Annotated in this window: 13 protein-coding genes and 1 tRNA gene; 5 read left to right on the top strand and 9 right to left on the bottom strand. The window is 43.0% G+C overall.

Features of this window, described 5'->3' with window-relative positions:
• Positions 1-16 precede the first annotated feature (16 nt).
• Positions 17-2,908 carry a DEAD/DEAH box helicase gene (locus A3860_RS12745; protein WP_081147084.1) on the bottom strand — a complete coding sequence of 964 codons (2,892 nt, stop codon included), beginning with the start codon at positions 2,906-2,908 and terminating at the stop codon, positions 17-19.
• A 175-nt stretch (positions 2,909-3,083) separates the two neighbouring features.
• Between A3860_RS12745 and A3860_RS12740 the strand changes: the two genes are divergently transcribed.
• From A3860_RS12740 to A3860_RS12730, 3 genes are read left to right on the top strand one after another with little or no spacing between them, the layout of a single operon-like run.
• Entirely contained in the window at positions 3,084-3,884 is an 801-nt protein-coding gene (locus A3860_RS12740; RefSeq protein WP_081147083.1) for a hypothetical protein, read from the top strand.
• A gap of 1 nt (position 3,885) precedes the next feature.
• Positions 3,886-6,195: a phosphotransferase gene (locus A3860_RS12735; RefSeq protein WP_081147082.1), complete on the top strand. Its 2,310-nt coding sequence runs from the start codon at positions 3,886-3,888 to the stop codon at positions 6,193-6,195.
• 34 nt (positions 6,196-6,229) lie between these two features.
• On the top strand, positions 6,230-6,865 hold the full coding sequence (locus tag A3860_RS12730) for a hypothetical protein (RefSeq protein ID WP_081147081.1): 636 nt from the start codon (positions 6,230-6,232) through the stop codon (positions 6,863-6,865).
• Positions 6,866-6,920: 55 nt separating this feature from the next.
• Here the strand turns inward: A3860_RS12730 and A3860_RS12725 are convergent, their stop codons facing one another.
• A complete protein-coding gene (locus A3860_RS12725) occupies positions 6,921-7,331 on the bottom strand; it encodes an ester cyclase (RefSeq protein WP_081147080.1) in 411 nt (136 codons plus the stop codon).
• Between the two features lie 218 nt (positions 7,332-7,549).
• Here A3860_RS12725 and A3860_RS12715 point away from each other — a divergent pair, with 218 nt between their 5' ends.
• Positions 7,550-7,990, top strand: a complete 441-nt coding sequence (locus A3860_RS12715; RefSeq protein WP_081147078.1) for an SRPBCC family protein — start codon at positions 7,550-7,552, stop codon at positions 7,988-7,990.
• Positions 7,991-8,048: 58 nt separating this feature from the next.
• Here the strand turns inward: A3860_RS12715 and A3860_RS12710 are convergent, their stop codons facing one another.
• The gene (locus A3860_RS12710; RefSeq protein ID WP_081147077.1) at positions 8,049-8,519 is read right to left on the bottom strand and encodes an RDD family protein; all 471 of its coding nucleotides are present in this window, start codon (positions 8,517-8,519) and stop codon (positions 8,049-8,051) included.
• Between the two features lie 215 nt (positions 8,520-8,734).
• Between A3860_RS12710 and A3860_RS12705 the strand changes: the two genes are divergently transcribed.
• Positions 8,735-9,769, top strand: coding sequence for a DUF1573 domain-containing protein (locus A3860_RS12705; protein ID WP_081147076.1), 1,035 nt, complete (start codon positions 8,735-8,737; stop codon positions 9,767-9,769).
• Between the two features lie 66 nt (positions 9,770-9,835).
• Here A3860_RS12705 and A3860_RS12700 read toward each other — a convergent pair whose 3' ends face one another.
• The 6 genes from A3860_RS12700 to A3860_RS12675 all read right to left on the bottom strand — a co-directional run bounded on the left by A3860_RS12700 (position 9,836) and on the right by A3860_RS12675 (position 16,752).
• Entirely contained in the window at positions 9,836-10,525 is a 690-nt protein-coding gene (locus tag A3860_RS12700) for a hypothetical protein (protein WP_081147075.1), read from the bottom strand.
• 527 nt (positions 10,526-11,052) lie between these two features.
• Entirely contained in the window at positions 11,053-11,667 is a 615-nt protein-coding gene (locus tag A3860_RS12695; RefSeq protein WP_081147074.1) for a hypothetical protein, read from the bottom strand.
• A gap of 133 nt (positions 11,668-11,800) precedes the next feature.
• Positions 11,801-11,874, bottom strand: a tRNA-Ala gene (locus A3860_RS12690).
• A gap of 181 nt (positions 11,875-12,055) precedes the next feature.
• Positions 12,056-12,727, bottom strand: a complete 672-nt coding sequence (locus A3860_RS12685) for an alpha/beta hydrolase family protein (protein WP_081147073.1) — start codon at positions 12,725-12,727, stop codon at positions 12,056-12,058.
• Positions 12,728-12,772: 45 nt separating this feature from the next.
• Complete coding sequence (locus tag A3860_RS12680) at positions 12,773-15,184, bottom strand: T9SS type B sorting domain-containing protein (RefSeq protein WP_143774068.1); 2,412 nt, start codon at positions 15,182-15,184, stop codon at positions 12,773-12,775.
• Positions 15,185-15,351: 167 nt separating this feature from the next.
• Positions 15,352-16,752, bottom strand: coding sequence for an aminopeptidase P family protein (locus A3860_RS12675; RefSeq protein WP_081147071.1), 1,401 nt, complete (start codon positions 16,750-16,752; stop codon positions 15,352-15,354).
• Positions 16,753-16,835 lie beyond the last annotated feature (83 nt).

The raw sequence follows: 16,835 nt of genomic DNA, 5'->3' as shown, positions 1-16,835 counted from the left end.
CGGGAAACCGCCCGTCCTAATGATCCAGCATCGAAAGCCATTCTGCTTTTGTTATAGAAGTAAAGAATGCGGCCGCTGGTTTTAAGAGATCGTTTGAGAGCGCTCTTTTGGTGGCCTGCAGCTTTACTATTTTTTCTTCAATGGTATCAGGGCATATCAGTCTAACAGCCATAACCGCCTTTTCCTGACCAATGCGATAGCTGCGGTCTATAGCCTGGTTCTCCACGGCTGGGTTCCACCAGGGATCAACCAGGTACACATAATCTGCTTCCGTAAGGTTAAGACCGGTTCCACCCGCTTTCAGGCTTATCAGAAAAACCCTTATAGATGGATTGTTCTGAAAGTTATTGACAACGCTTTCCCTGTCTCTTGTACTACCGGTAAGGTATTCAAAAGCTATTCCCCTATGCTGCAATTCTTTTTTTATCAGCTCAAGCATAGAAACAAATTGGGAGAACACCAGCACTTTATGATATTGGGCTTTGTTCTCTATTTGTTCTAACAGGATCTCGATTTTTGAGGAACTGTCTCCAAACAGTTTTTCATCTTCCAGTAAAAGCGGCGAATCGCAGATCTGCCGCAGCCGGGTTAAACTCCGTAATATGTGAATTGAATTTTGCGAAAGCTCTTCTTCATTGGTGCCGGCAATATAATCGCGGAACTCCTGTTCATACGTCTCATATACTTTGCGTTGCGCTTCTTCCATGGGACAATACAACACCATTTCTGTTTTCAGTGGCAACTCTCTGGCCACATCTCTTTTGGTTCTCCTTAAAATAAAAGGCGCTACCTTTTGCTGTAATTGCAATGCATGGCGGCTGCTTTTGAATTTATCGATCGGAATGGCGAACAGGTCTCTGAACGATTGCTTGTTGCCCAAAAGTCCGGGACAGGCAAACGATAACTGGGCATACAGGTCAAACGTATTGTTTTCTACCGGCGTTCCGGTAATGGCAATCTTGTTTCGTGATTGCAGCTGGCGGGCAGCATAATAACGTTGTGAATCTATGTTTTTGATATTTTGCGATTCGTCGAGGAAAATATAATTGAACCGGTATTTTGTGAGAAAGGTAATGTCTGAAAGCAGGGTTCCATAGGATGTTAATACGATCTCATAATTATCGAATACGGAAATATCTTTTATTCTGCCTGCGCCATACAGAGTTAGCAGCTTCAGGGAAGGGGCGAACTGCTGCACTTCGGTTTGCCAGTTAAAAATAAGCGAAGTGGGCACCACCACCAGATTGGTATTCTGTTGTGTTTTTTTTCGCTGCCCTAATATAAAAGCTATAACCTGAAGCGTTTTACCAAGACCCATGTCATCTGCCAGGCAACCCCCGAAATTAAAATCATCGAGCAGGTTTAACCAGGCAAACCCCTGCTTTTGATATTCCCGTAACGAAGCGTTCAGGTCTGCAGGTATATCAATTTCATTGTGGAGGTCAAGCTGTTTCAGCTTTGATTCAAACACTAGGATTTCCTTTTTAACAGATTCATCCAGCTCATCATCGTTGAATAGTTCTTTTACTTCCGAATAGTTGAATTTTGGTATTTGTATTTCCTCATCAACTATTTCACCTGCATTAAAATAATCTTCAAACTTTTGCAACCATTCGGCGGGCAAAATGCCCAACGTGCCATCATCGAGTTGCACGAACTTGTTCTTGTTTCGAACCGAAGATTGCAATTGTTTTAAAGATGCTTTTTTCTTGCCAAAGCGAACGTCGACGCTGGTGTTGAACCAGTCTAACCCGCTAATAACCCTGATGGTTATTTTAGCTTTATTGCCATTTAATTTATTTCCTTTGAGTTGGTTGAAGCCCAGCACCGTGATGCCTTGTTGCTGCCATTGTTCAAAAGCCTGTAAGAACCAGTCTTCATTTAAAAAGCGTTGCTTATGCAGATAGAAGTAAGGCAGATCGGTTTCAAGCTGTTCTTCAAAATCTTCATGTTGTTTTAAGAGCAGGGCAATGAAGTTCACTTCCGCATCGCGATCCCTTTCTACGGCAAAAATCTCGCCTTCACTATCCTGCGAATAGATCTGTCTTTTGGTAAGTACGGGGATCTCTACCGTTCCATATTTCAATACGGGATTGATGATGACATAATTGTCAAGGTCGCTCAGGTATATAAATTTCTCTCTTGATTCCCTTAATCCGCTTTTCGCTATTTGCGTATTGCTGCCTGGCTCAACGAACGTGTAATTGACGCTGATCTGGTCTTCAAGCCTGCACAAGATGTTTTGCCTGATGCCTGTATATTCTGATTCGTGCAGTTTTAAACCCGTTGGCTGTTGTTTAAAGAACCGTGCGAGTTTCAGCAGGGGAAATTTTGAAAGCAGGTGAATAGATTGACCATGCAAAATGAAATAGTCGTATTTGATCTCGATGTCGGCAAATGAGGCGACTTTATTATTGATTTGAATTTGCGGAATGATGAAATACCAGTCGGCTTCCTTACGAATGGTAAGCGTGATGTCTTTAATAAGTTCCCCTGTATTGACTTCTTTTAAAGAACCGGCCACCACATTTTCAGAGAATTCAGTATCATGATAGAAAAACCGCAGGGAAAGCGGATTGCTCATTACAGTTTTAAGGGCTTCAATGTCGGCAGGCGATTTGGCCGCGGTCGGATTATTTTGAAAGCGGCTTAAAGCGGTGAGGAATTTCAGTTCGTCGAGCGTTCTGGCTTTCAGGGCGGCATCAAAAGGATTCACCAGTTTAAGCGGGTTTTTTAATTTCCCGGTTTGTGTGGTAGATGCCTGGTACAATTCGAGGGTAAGTTGTTTATGAAACCGGTAGTTCTTTAAAACAACAATATGATCATCACTGTCGAGTGATAATTCGGGAATGGGGGCTTTGCGTTCATCCGTCAACAATTGCTCCTGCAGGTCTTTTAGATTGCCCATGATAAGAAAGTCTTATTTGGCGGCAAACTACGTTTTTTGAGGGAGGTTTTTTATATCTTTAAGAGATACAGAATAGGTAGGGAGCTCAAAAATATATTAAGCTGGTCTGGCATATGTTAAACGGTTCTTAAAACCCGGAACTATTATGCCCGATGGCCCCTAAAGTCATGCTGAAATGATAAAAACTATTCTTCTCACCGGATTAGATGGCTGCGGCAAAAGCACGGTGTTTTCAAAACTGCAGAACGAAAAGCCCGATCATGTTTCTCTTATTACATTACCTCACATAGATGAAAAGGCCCTGCCGCCCCAATCGGCCATCCAAAAACAGACACAGCTATTAAACCAGATGAGCCAACAGGCAGATGAAAACACCTGGAGCGACCTGAAAGCGCTTGCTCTTTTTGGCTCCATGCTGTTATATGAGAAGTTGGCGCTCGAAATGTGTACACCGCTTACGCGTATATTGATCTGTGAAAGACATCCGCTGATTGACTCGCTGATCTATGCCAAATTCTATGCCCAACGGATCACCCCTGGTTATTTAAATCGCGAAAGAATGGATTATTACAACACCGCTTACGGGGAGTTGCTGGCGCAAATGGTTGGGTTATTACCCATTAAAAGCAAAGGCGATTATGCTGTCGAAATATTCAACTTTATCAGCGAAACTTTTAACGATGCGGTTGTGCCTGATGGGCGAATAAAAGAATTGTTTAAAGTAGCATTGCCCAATAAGATCTTTTTTTTGAAAGCCGCATCCCAAATATTGTTTGACCGTATTTCGGTGCGACAGGTAGCCGAACCTCATGAAAAACTGCAGATCCTGACCCTGCTCGACAAAGGGTACGATGCTTTGTTTGACCATATTTCTGAAAAGTATAAAACACCCGTTGAATACATTGATGCTGCTTCGTTTGAAAAGCTGGATAAATTTTATGACAGGCTGCTTGATGAATTAATTAAAAACAACTGAGATGGAAAATTACCCCATAGTTCCGGGACGAGGGTTGGTAACGCCTACCTCTACCCAACTCCGTCATGATTATTTAAAGGAGCTAGGTTACTGTACCCAACATATTTCAACATCAGGGCTGTTGCATGTAGATATCCAGAATAAAATAGAATCCTATATTGGTTCTGTTGAAATTCCCATTGGCCTGGTGGGGCCTGTTTTGCATATCGCTGAAGGTAAGGAAGAATGGGTGTATGCCGGGGCGGCAACCCTCGAAGGTGCGCTCGTGGCAAGTATGAACAGGGGCGCCAAAGCTGCGAGTTTGAGCGGCGGAATAAAAACGACGTTCATTCATCAGAAAATGAGCCGTTGCCCATTATTTATTTTTGATGAACCTGCCGCGGCTGGCAAATTTTATAATTGGTTGCCAGCGAAGTTTCAGGTCATTAAAAAAGAGGCAGAAAAATATTCCAATCATGCACAATTATTATCGGTTGAACCTATTATTGTTGATAACGTAGTTCACACCCGGTTTTATTACCGTACGGGTGATGCTTCGGGCCAGAATATGACAACAACCTGTACCTGGCATGCGCTTCTTTTTATTGTGGACCTGTTTGGTAAGGAAACCGGAATTGTTATCAAAAATTATATCATAGAAGGAAATGGCTCCTCCGATAAAAAAGTGTCGTTGCACTCGGTGAGCAATGGGCGAGGGGTAAAAGTAATGGCAGAGTGTCATCTCGATGAAGCAGCTATCATAAATGTACTTAGAACTACTTCCGGCGATATTATGAATTACTTTGCCCCATCAGTTATCCTGGCAAAAATGGATAATATGTTTGGCTATAATATAAACGTAGCCAATACGGTGGCAGCCATCTTTGCTGCCACCGGGCAGGATCTGGGGTCTTTGCATGAATCGTCGGTTGGGTTGCTTCATGTAGAAAAAACAGCAACCGGATTGTACCTTTCACTTTGTTTGCCAACACTTGTTATAGGTACTGTGGGCGGGGGAACGTCAGTTCCTAAACAAAAAGAGGTACTGGAGTTGATGAAATGTTACGGAAAAGATAAGCTGGAAAGATTTTCGCAATTGATTGCCGCATTTGCGCTGTCTTTGGAGATCTCTACCTATGCGGCCATTGTAAGCGGTGCGTTTGCAAAGGCACATGAAAAATTAGGGCGTAATAAGCCGGTAAACTGGCTTACCAGGTCAGAATTGAATAAGAACCTCATTACTGAAATAATTGGCAAACAATCGCCAGAGTATAATGCACTTTCCATTTGCTTTGAAGAACAGGAAATGGATAATGGAATTATTACCAACCTTACAAGAAAGACCAGTAATAAACTGATCGGCTTTTTTCCATTTACCGCAAAGGACGACCGTACTGAGCTGTCATTACTGGTGAAATCAAAGGCAACGGACCAGGATGTTATTAAGGGGCTGCATGCATTGGCAGCATCAGTTGATCCGGTATTATCTGACCTGATCTATAATTATCGCAATTTTACCGAATACCACAATTGCCATTTGAAAGAACTTTTTGTTTATGAAGACCTGCATACAAACGGGCTCTTTGTAACGCCCGGCTATTATGGCAAAAAGGAAGACCATCAGCGGGAAATATATTTATTGATCACTGAATTTTTAGATGAACGGGCCATGTATCTTTTTAATGCGGAGAACAATCCTGAAATGTGGCGACCGGAAGATATTTCGAAAATGATAGCTACTATTACGGCAATCCATAAATACTATTATTTAAAAGCGGAAAACATTCCTGAGCACCTTGTGCAACTGTTTGACCCCGCACGGTCGGCGCCGCTATATGAGAAATTGATAAGTATCATCATTAAAGACGAAATAGATCCTGTGCGCATTGCGCAATTGGAAAGACTACCCGGTTTTTTGCAGGATATAAAAACAGGTATAGCTGAAAATACATTGCCCGTTTGCCTCATACACAATGATCTTAATCCAAGAAATGCAGCCATACGCATGAATGGTGAAGCATGTATTTATGATTGGGAGCTGGTGGTAAAGAATATACCACACCGGGATGTTGTAGAGTTTCTGGCTTTTGTGATTATTGATCCACAGGATGCAGCATTTCTGAAAAAATATCTTGGTTTACATGCGGCTGCATGGGGGAGGGAAATTACTGATAATGTGTGGCTAAGGGGGTATGTGCATGCATTAAAAGAATTGCTGGTATGCAGGATGACCTTTTATAAGGCTTCGGAAATTTTGATGAAGTTGAAATTCCCCAACCGGGTACTGGATAATTGTTTTGCTATGCTTGGTCATGTGGAGGGTATGCTATAATATTGGCTACAATTTTTAGAAATAACTAACTGCAATGAGATTTTTCTTTTTGATTTTTATAGTGGCTTTAAGTTCTTGCATTAATGGCATTAATGGCATTAATGAGGAACAGGGACCCCAGATCTTTACAGAAATAGATGCCTCTGGTTACAAAAGGTATAGGCCGGTTGACACTCTTTATAAAACCAATGAATATATCGCTACAAGCTGTGAAGACACGACTGGTATTTTTAAAGGAAGCTGTATAGTATTGCGAATGACCAATGGGCGATATTTTTTGCTTGACCCTGACACCTATTTAGAAAATGATTCAACATTAATATATTATAGTCCACCCTTTAAAACCGACGGAGAAAACGGTAGTTTTCAAAGAGACGGCATTTGGTTCTATGCACATTTCTATAAAGATCAGGTAGATACTACAGCCAAAGGTGTCGTGCCAGAAAGTAGCAGCGGTGTAAATTTCAGTGTTGATTCTTCACCGGAGAACGGAGAGCAAATTGTAAGGCCGAAGTCGGAAGGGATTTATTATTACGAGAACAAATCTTTACACAAAATAGCATCTCAACAAACAAATGAGGTATTCAATGATTTTGGGAAAGACGGATTTTATTTCCTGCCAAATACAGGAAGGTTTTTTAAAAGGTATAGTGTAGCAATTCTGAAATAGAATAAAATTCCATGGCAAAAAGCCGGCATTGTTGCAGGCCTTTGACCATTATAATTTATGCTTTCTCAAGAGTTGTAAGCACCTGCCCCAACTGTTGGAACATGTTCAGAAAATCATAGTGGTTCCAGGCTTCTGCAATTTGTCCATTTTCTATTCTCATAAGGCAGAGACCCGAAAATTTCACCTGCTTACCTGTTTCTGTATGTATTGCAGTAACCTTGGTATGGGCGCATTCCATATCGTCCTGTGAAATAACATCCAGCACATCAACATAAATGTCATGAAACTGCCCCTTGAAGTTGTTATAGAAAATTTTGAAGCCTTCAATTCCTTTAGGCTCATTTTCTGAATTAAGTCCGTGAGCATGACTATCGGGGCTTAGCAATTCATCAATTGTTTGCTCCTGATTTTGATTCCATACTTCGTGAAACCAACGATAGCAGAGGGTGGTTGTAACATCGCGCATATAAGCAGATTTTAAGATTTAGAACTGTCAGGAAATGGATGCGAGAGCACGAATGAGGATAAAGAGAAAGATCGACTCACAAATGTTACGCAGATTTTATGAAAAAAAGATAGGTGTTTTTCACGTATTTGGGTGGCTATGGATGTTGCAAAAAAGCCCGAATGTGGCAGAACTTTGCCGAGGCACAATTTTTTATATGCAAATGATAAATTAAACTTATGAAACTACCAGTTACTGCTACGGTAACAGGATTGTTTTCAGTTCCGCCGGAACTTGTATTCGATGCGTTTCTGGATAAGAAGATGATTGGTCGCTTTATGTTTGGACCAGAAATAAGGGATGAAGAGATCATAAGCCTTCAAAACGATCCCTGGGTTGGTGGCTCATTTTCTTATGTCGTTCGCCGGCAGGGAAAAACATTCGATCATACAGGGGAATACATTGAAGTTGACCGTCCGCACCGCCTGGTATTCACATGGACTGTAAAGGAGGATCCGGCAAATAGCCAATCGCGCATCGTTATCGGTATTCAACCTGTTATAGACGGCTGTGAACTTACACTAACACATGAAATGCCACGCGGCCAGGAAGATTTTGTGGAAAAAAGCAAAGTGGCCTGGGGCAAAATGATAGACAAGCTTACAGAAATACTTGGATAGCGGTTTCAAAAAAAAGGCCTGCATAATGCAGACCTTTGAAAATATAATTCAGACTACGCTAGACCTTCTTACGTTTCTTTATAACAAATGTCCTGGTCATACTATCATGCCAGGGCCGGTAACCAAATGCACTGAAGGGCTCAAAAGGAATAAAGCGGCACAGCGTTCGTAATAATGCATCCTTAAAAGTGAGGTTGCTGCCATCTTCTCTTACCGCCACAGTGCCGGTAGCCATTTTTCCCAGTGTTCTTCCTTTGGCAAAAAATTCAAAGAGTGTATAGTAAGCAACCATGATCAATATCCAGGCGAGCAGCAATAAGATCTGCAGGGAGCCTCTTTCATCAGATACCTCGCCGCTATAGGAGTTTGGGGTGGCAATGAGAGCATACAGCATGCCTATAATAAATGCAAGGGCATAAAATGCAATTACATCGATAAGGTAATTTACAAAGCGCAATCCCGGTGAAACGGGCGTAAGGTCAACTGTTAGCTCAAATTCTTGCAGCAAATCAGGATTTGTATTTTCCATATATGGGGTTTAGGTTATGTAATTACGTGAAAAAAAGTGGTAAAAGCAAAATGGTTGCCATCCTATTTGTCTGCAGAAGCAAAATCCCCAATTTCGCATTCGCGTATGCCGGGCTGATATATTTCAGCAATTAGCCGAAAAAAATATATCTAATTACCCGGTTATCTTTCCATAGAATATGTTTTTTTTCTATTTTGTTCCCTTATAATATCCCTATGACCCCCTGTAACAGCCTGAAAAAATTCTTCCCTTACCTGATCCTCCTCGCCTGTTTAATCGCCTGCGGTCATGAAAATGACCGGCTGGCTAACTATGTTGATCCTGCCGACAATTTTAGCATACCCAACGGAGCCATGGTGAAAAATGAACAGGGTAAAAAAATAAAGCTGGCTGATGTGTTGGTATCAGATAGTATATTCGTAATCAGGGTAACGAACAACCAGCCTGAAGAAAGTAAGCATTTAGTATTTTACAGATTGGCCTATTTTGTCGACGACTACCCACATACCGATAGTATCATTATATTGACCGATCAGCTTCCTGCCGATAGCTGTTCTGAAAACAGCTGGTGCCAGCAATTGAAATTCGCTTCTACAAAAGTAAGGGTATATACAATTGAAGATAGTTTGTTGTCTGCTGCCCTGGAAAGCAAGCAGCGGGCTTATGTCTTTTTTCTGGATAAGAAATTGCAGGCGCAAAACATATATATGCCCGAGCCCGCATCTGAGTTTACCAACAAAACCATCAAGTATTTTTCAATTGTAGCCAACATGGTGGGCCGCAAATCAATATTTCCAGGGAGACCATTCTATCGAAGCGCGGATACCGCCAGAGATACCGACAATCCAAATGCAGGTACGATTTTTTTTAGTGGTCGCAAAGCAAAGGTGGGTGACTGTACAGTCAAAGATACTTACTATAAGGATTTCTACTTCCGGAATAAAGCAAATGAACCGCTGGAGATCAACAGCATTACCAATAACTGGGGTTCACGTGCAAACTGCTATGTGTATGTGCCTGAAAAGCCGGTAAAACCTGGTGCAGAATGCAGGATCAGGGTTTATTACCGGCCACGATCAAAAGGATGGTTTCGCAATGAGATCAACCTTTATACCAATACAGATCGCTATCCGCTTACATTTACCATATCGGGAACGGCGGTGGAAGCTTCAGGTAACAAGGGTATTTCCTGGCTTGAGTCGTTGGGAGAATCAAAGGACATCGGTTTTAAAAAGTACAGGCGGTTTTAGAAATGTAAGCCGTATAGAGAAAATAAGCGGTTCAATTTTTTTTCGCCGGTACGCCTGGCTCAGACTTCAAACTTCATTAGCAGGAAACACTTTTACCACTGCCAGTACATTGTGCTTTTTTTCAACCGGTTGGTACCCACCGTGTATCTCATGAAAAAATTCGATACCCAATGCAATAATTATGGCATTAGTGCTCTTATGTTCAATAACAGGCAGTTGCAACTGCAGCGGTTCGCGTGGATGCAGTATTATATTCATTTTATCAGTTTGAACAGGGTTAACCGGCCAGGTTTCTTCTTCCAGGCTCAGGGATGCAGCTATACCGCTTAACATACAGGCATTTGCGCCGGATGTGGTTTCGATCATGGCTTTTGCCATAAATGAGGGAAAACTTATAGTTGCCTGTGTTATATCATGATTGATCGTAACGGAATACGGCCCGCGTAAAACATTCTGTAAACTGGTGTCGCGATTAAAATTAAACCCTTCCAGAATGCCCAATACGCCATTGGTTACCCTACGTTCACCACGGCCGTTTACCGGATCGCTTTGCAAGATGTTGAACATAGTTTTGGTGAGGCGGCCCGACACATACCTGTCGGCCTTATTGAGCATGGCCAGCGCAAACGCCCGGCGTAGCAAGCGGTTGGCTTTACAGGCCCTGGTAAATTCCGCATTATTTTGCCGGGTGAGTTCAAAAACCGGGTCAGTAAGCACCCGCCTGCGATTTACTATTGCTGTTTTCTTTTTTGCCATCTGAATATGTTTAAGAATAATGAGCGAGACACTGTGTCTTCCAGGGGCCCAATACGGCAATATTTGCCGATGGGGGTTGCACTGGAGTTGCACTGGGGTTGCACTGCAGCCTTAGTATCCCAGTGCAACCCTGGTGTAATAGTCAGTGCCCAGTTTCTACATATATAGATGCTGTTCAGGCCAGAACAACAGCCATATACATTACTTATACTGTATCTTACACCGTTAAATAAAAAGGTAAATACTAGTCAGAGCGGCACCAGGCCGGGATAATAAACGTTGTGGAACGAAAACGCTTATCATCTAAATTAAAAAAATGTCAGGGCTTTTCCAAAGCTTAAAAGGGAACAGTATTGTGTTGTGTTAACGCTAATTAATTATGTCAAAAGGCTCTAGCCAACTGAGTTTATTTGGGATCAAGTCAAGATCTTGGGGGATTTAGGTTAGCCGCGGCAAATTATACAGGTAAAGGGGGGCAAGCTGGGTAGTCTTTCCTAATGAGGTTGTTTTATATTGTTATTGTAAGGTTATAATTGTGCTGAAGAAACTCTTAAAAAATCATTTCCCCGTCTCTTTTTTAACATTGCAAGATTGTCATAAATATTAAGGCCTACTAGGCCGGTTCCGTTCATGGCGGCACTGGTTTCGGTAATTATATAACCGTTATCCAATTCAATACATGATTTCTCATAATCATTAAAGAACAGAACATCTGCAATAACTCTGTCCTTAATATACTTACACTTATTTTCCACACGATCTGCTTTGTAAGATTGAATTTCTTCAACGATCTCCTTTTTTGAAACGGGTAACTCTCCACGCACTAAAAGATTCTTAACCCTTTGCCAAAAGCCCACTTTTATATAAGTTACTTTTTTTGTAATTTCTATAACGCGTTTGCCATCTTTAAGATGATAAAATAGCAAATCGGATAAATTCTCAAATAAACTTTCAGCCTGGGGAGGTAATTCCCTAATCGTTACTTCCAATAAGTGGGGTTCATAATAATCGTAAGGGATATCTATTATCAGGTTATTATCAATTTCAATAAAGCACTCACCTCTGTCAAGCCCATAAGATTCATACTCCAATACGTCGTAGATATTGGTAATTTTTCTTCCGATTAATTCATGTACCCACATAATTTAATTTTGTGGCTTTTTGCAAAGAATCAAAAACATCCCCCAATAATTTAACTTTGATCCCTTATCTGTATTACGTTTTAAGGCTTCCCAACAAAAAAAGGCCCGCATTGCTGCAGACCTTTGAAAGATGTGGAGAATATCGGAGTCGAACCGACGACCTCTTGCATGCCATGCAAGCGCTCTAGCCAACTGAGCTAATTCCCCGTATATTTTGTTGACCGACGACCTTCCCGATTTACATCGGAACGCTCTGGCCAACTGAGCTAATCTCCCATAAATCAACCTTCTATAAAAGAAGATCGCTTATTTTTGAGTTTGCAAATATAGAGCTATCTGTGATCTCCACCAAATAAAAGCCGCTCCGGCAAAAATTTCTGTTATAACATTACTTTCCACTCCCTTTCTTAACCAACTTCTCCACCCATTCACCCGTCGCTTTTACCAGCAGGCTCATAGTATCGGTTTTCCCTGCCTTGAAACTGTGATCGGCCCCTTCCAACTTTACGAGTTTTGCCTTTTTAAGCGATGCGCACACTTCCTCTATAAGGTCCCACTGCGCCAGCGTGTCTTTGGTGCCCTGTAAAAAAAGCATCGGCAGTTTTATGGCCTTTAAATGTTCGGCCCGCTCTATAGATGGCTTGCCGGCTGCATGCAGGGGAAAACCAAAGAAAACTATTCCCTGTACCGGCGTATCAGGATGGGTTGATAAATATTGCGAGCTCATACGGCCGCCAAAGGATTTGCCGGAAGCAAACAGGGGCAGGTCGGGGAACAGGTCATGTGCCTTGTTTATGGCCGCTTCAATGGTTTGATGCGCCACAGCCGGTGTATCGGGCCTGCCTTTCTTGTTCTCGGTAAAAGGAAAATTGAACCGGAAGCTGCCAATGCCTGCTGCTGATAAAGCGGCCGACAACGCTACCATGAAACTATGGTCCATGCCCGCACCGGCGCCATGTGCCAGCGTTAAAAGACAGGATGCTTTGGCCGGCACATTGTATTCAGCGGTAACTTTCCCTATTGTGTCTGATACCGGCAGTGAGATGCGTTTGGTGCTCATGATCTTAATTTGACAATAAAGATAGGATTTCGCTGATTCGGAACTTTATCTTATTAGCATCACCACCCCCTTATGCCGGTGAACATACCCCATAGGGTCTTCCCACACACAGTTGTATACGTACACGCCCGATGGCTGCGCATTCCCGTTTACCGTGCCGTTCCATCGTTCTTGTGGTTTACCACTTTGAAAGATCAATTGTCCCCACCTGTTATAGATGACCATTTTGAAACGCTGAATTTCGCAACTACCGAGGTGTGGTCCAAAGGTATCGTTCAACCCATTCTGGTCAGGGGTAAATGCGGATGGGAATATGACGCATTTTGCAAACAACGAATCGCAATAAGGTGCTGTTATAAAAGCCGAATCGGCTGTTGTGCATCCGTTCTTATCAATGGCCTGTACCACCATAAACTTATTGGCATACACGGCTGTATTGAATTTGGCCGATGGGGAAGGCTGGCTTCCATCCCAGGCAAATTGAACGCCCTCGTTATTGCTCAATAAGGTGGCGTTGAAAGTGATCTTCTGACTGGCGCAAATGGTAGTGTCTTTGGGGCTTATTGCAATTTGTAATGCATCTGACTGGTAAATGGTCAGCGGCTCCTGCAACAAACAACCATAATTATCTTTGACGCTGATGGTATTGGGGCCCGGCGTAATATTCGTAAAGCCTGTCTGTTGGCCAAAGGGTGCTCCGCCTAACGAATAAGTATAAGGGGAGGAACCATTTTTTACCGAATCAATGTTGATGGTGCCACCTGGCAAACCGCAATACGCATCTTTTTGGGTGTACCATATTTTCTCTGGTCCGGGTTTGGCTTGTACAATGGCCTGCTTCTGTAAAAGACAACCGGTATTGTCGCGAATGGTAATGGTATAATTTCCTTTGGGCAAAGCCGGGAATATGGAGTTGTTGCCAAATGATTGATTATTCAATGCATATTGATAAGGCGCTGTGCCTCCCTGCACCTGGCTAATGGTAATGTTTCCATCAGTTTGGTTGCAATGATCGCCGGTAGTAATAATTTGGGCATCCTGTATTGAATTGGGTGGGGAAGGAATGATAAAATTTATGGTGGTATCCTTTGCCTGAATGATGTCAGTGACCTTCACCGAATAGGTGCCGGGGCAAACGTTTGAAACCATTGGTGTTGTAGCACCCGTGCTCCATTCATATTTGAAATTACCGCTTCCACAGCCTACGCTCACCCTCATGGTGCCGGTGCATGAACAACCTGTTGGCGACTGGTATTCTCCGGATGCCCGTAATGGTGCATTGGCGGCGTATTGTAAAGTAAATGAATCAATGCGGTCGCAGGTTTCGGTTGGTGTTCTATAGTTGAGATAATATTTTCCAGGCGTATTGATCTCCAGTTCGTCGCCGTTAAAAATAGCACCTCCTGTATACCACGACCAGCTTATTGAAGGCGTACCTGAACTGCATCCGGGATAAAAAGCCGCTTTCAGTTTTATGTTCTGGTTAGAACAATATGGCGGATTTTCGCTGGGTGTAATGTTTGTTTTGCCAGTGCATTGCGGCGCCTGGCAAAGCTCATAATACCCTGCCAGTCCATAGATCTCCCAGGTGCTCGACAACTTAAATGCAGGCGTGTTGCTTACTTCCATGGTTACCGGGTTAACCTGGTAAATGTTTTTGTTTTGGGCAACATACAAAAAGCCATCGCCTATATTCACCATGCCATAATAACCGGTAGGTGTATTATTAATGAAAGGCTGCACGTATACGTCGCCGGTTTTCACATTGATCTTTGCCACTCTGTTTTGTGAGCCGCTCATATACAGCATTCCATCCAAAAAGGTGAGATCGCCTGCGGGAAATATAAAGTGTGCCGAAAGATCAGCGATAACACACAATTCCCAGGTGGCGATATTTAATTTTACAACATTCACCTGGCCATTGAGGCTGGCCGTTATATATAAGTTGCCCGATGCATCGGCCGTCATGGCCACACCGGCGTTATAATTATCGGGCAGCTTATTTATAAATGTAGCGCTCCCCGAATAGGGATCTATTTCCCAAATGCCATTGGGAAAACCGCCTGTTCCATATAATTTTCCATTGCTTGCCCAGGTAATATCGCTGCTTACAAATTGATTTGATCCTACAAAGTTTTGAGCACCTGTACTCATGTCGAACCAATACAGATTGCCACCGCCATCGATGGCCCATATTATGGAGCTTTTTTTACAGGTAGAACGGGTAAGCCCGTTAAAATAGCAGGCGAAGTCTTTATCGTCAACTAATTTATTATTGTCGTCATCAACAAGATTATTGCAGATCTCAGTTGCGGTGGTTCGTAACACCCTGCCCAATGACTCAACGGGCAGGGTGTTATTTTTTTTATTAATAGCTACCGGTTGGGAAAATGCAACAGTTGCATACACCCAGCAGCACAACAGGCCTATTACACGTTTTAAAGTAGAAGGGATCAATAGCACAGTATATATAATAAAATGTCAAATTGATTTACCTTTTAATGGTACGATTCAACATTAAAATAATACGGGCACGTGCCTTGGAGGACAACCTCGTTATGCAGCGTGTTGCACTATCGTTATATTTTCCATTCCCTTTAACTTTTGGTAAGAAAGTTCGCGGCCTAACCTTTTCGCAATGCCTCTATTTCATTGAGCGTTTTTGGCAGTGATTTACCAAGTTTCTGGCTTCCATCGGATGTGATCACATAATTGTCTTCAATGCGTATTCCTCCAAAGTTACGATATTCATTAAGCAATTCATAATTAATGAAGGCCGCATGCTTTTGTTCGGCCTTCCACCGGTCGATCAGTTCGGGAATAATGTAAACGCCCGGTTCAACGGTAAGCGCAAATCCCGCCTTTAACGTCTTTCCCAAACGAAGTGATTTCCAGCCAAATTCCTTGCTTTTCTTCAACTGGTCATCATAACCAACCAGGGGCTCGCCCAGGTCTTCCATGTCATGCACGTCGAGGCCTATCATGTGGCCCAGTCCGCACTGGAAAAACATGGTGTGCGCGCCGGCGGCTACTGCGGCGGCGGCTTCCCCTTTCATTAATCCAACAGCGGTAAGCCCTTCCACCAGTTTTATACAGGCCTGGGTATGCACTTCCAGGTATTGAATACCGGGGCGAAGCAGGGATACGGCATGGTCTAAAGAATTTAATACAACGTTATATATATCGCGCTGGCGGCTGGTGAATTGTTTGCCCACCGGGAAGGTGCGGGTAAGATCACCGGCATAATGCATGCTGTTTTCTGCGCCCGCATCAACCAGTACCATATTCCCTTCCTGAATAGTATTACCATGATAATGATTGTGCAGGGTTTGTCCGTTTACGGTAAGAATTACCGGGTACGAGAGGCGGCCATAATTCGCCAGGGCAATGGCTTCCACTTCTGCTGCCAGTTCGTATTCCTTCATACCCGGCCGGGCATGCTGTATGGCTGCCAGGTGCATATCGGCACTGATAGAGCAGGCTTTGTCCATCTCTGCTATTTCCCGCTCTTCCTTTATTTCGCGTTGCGCTATAACCGATCTTATCAACGGTTCCGAAATAAATTGTTCCAGCTGTGCAAGGGTGGAATCAAGCAACCCTGCCAGTTTTATTTTATTTTCCGGCCGGTAGGGCGGTAATATATGTATAGGACGTTGTGCTTTGCGGGCTGCTGCCAGCAGGCTGGCCAGTTTGGCGCCATTACCGCTTGCTGCTATGCCTACCGATTCGGCCAGCTCCTGTATAAGCGGTTGAGGGCCGGTCCAAATGATATCATCAATGCTGGCATCTTCACCAAACAGTATTTCTTTATTTTCATCCAGGTCAAATATAACTGCCAGACCCGGCTGGTCAATACCGGTATAGTACAGGAATGTGCTGTCCTGGCGGAACGGATAACAATTATCCTTATAGTTCATGCTGCTGTCTTCATTGCCCAGCAACAGCACCAGTCCATTCGTAAGTGTTGATCGTAACTGCTGACGACGTTGTATATATACGGGCCGTTCGAACATAGAGTGATTCATGTAGTTATTTTACCACAAAATACGAAGATGATGCATCAAAAATAAAAAAGCCATCCTGTAGAAACAGAACGGCGTTATTGATC

Origin of the sequence: Niastella vici, from assembly GCF_002077945.1 — a bacterium.
Lineage (GTDB): Bacteria > Bacteroidota > Bacteroidia > Chitinophagales > Chitinophagaceae > Niastella > Niastella vici.
Note: the sequence above shows the minus strand (reverse complement) of the source record. Positions and strands in the feature narration are given on the sequence as shown.

Bases quoted from the DNA above. Each gene is read 5' to 3' on its own strand.
- A3860_RS12745 (WP_081147084.1), bottom strand. From the start codon at position 2,908: ATGGGCAATCTAAAAGACCTGCAGGAGCAATTGTTGACGGATGAACGC.
- A3860_RS12740 (WP_081147083.1), top strand. From the start codon at position 3,084: ATGATAAAAACTATTCTTCTCACCGGATTAGATGGCTGCGGCAAAAGC.
- A3860_RS12735 (WP_081147082.1), top strand. From the start codon at position 3,886: ATGGAAAATTACCCCATAGTTCCGGGACGAGGGTTGGTAACGCCTACC.
- A3860_RS12730 (WP_081147081.1), top strand. From the start codon at position 6,230: ATGAGATTTTTCTTTTTGATTTTTATAGTGGCTTTAAGTTCTTGCATT.
- A3860_RS12725 (WP_081147080.1), bottom strand. From the start codon at position 7,331: ATGCGCGATGTTACAACCACCCTCTGCTATCGTTGGTTTCACGAAGTA.
- A3860_RS12715 (WP_081147078.1), top strand. From the start codon at position 7,550: ATGAAACTACCAGTTACTGCTACGGTAACAGGATTGTTTTCAGTTCCG.
- A3860_RS12710 (WP_081147077.1), bottom strand. From the start codon at position 8,519: ATGGAAAATACAAATCCTGATTTGCTGCAAGAATTTGAGCTAACAGTT.
- A3860_RS12705 (WP_081147076.1), top strand. From the start codon at position 8,735: ATGACCCCCTGTAACAGCCTGAAAAAATTCTTCCCTTACCTGATCCTC.
- A3860_RS12700 (WP_081147075.1), bottom strand. From the start codon at position 10,525: ATGGCAAAAAAGAAAACAGCAATAGTAAATCGCAGGCGGGTGCTTACT.
- A3860_RS12695 (WP_081147074.1), bottom strand. From the start codon at position 11,667: ATGTGGGTACATGAATTAATCGGAAGAAAAATTACCAATATCTACGAC.
- A3860_RS12685 (WP_081147073.1), bottom strand. From the start codon at position 12,727: ATGAGCACCAAACGCATCTCACTGCCGGTATCAGACACAATAGGGAAA.
- A3860_RS12675 (WP_081147071.1), bottom strand. From the start codon at position 16,752: ATGAATCACTCTATGTTCGAACGGCCCGTATATATACAACGTCGTCAG.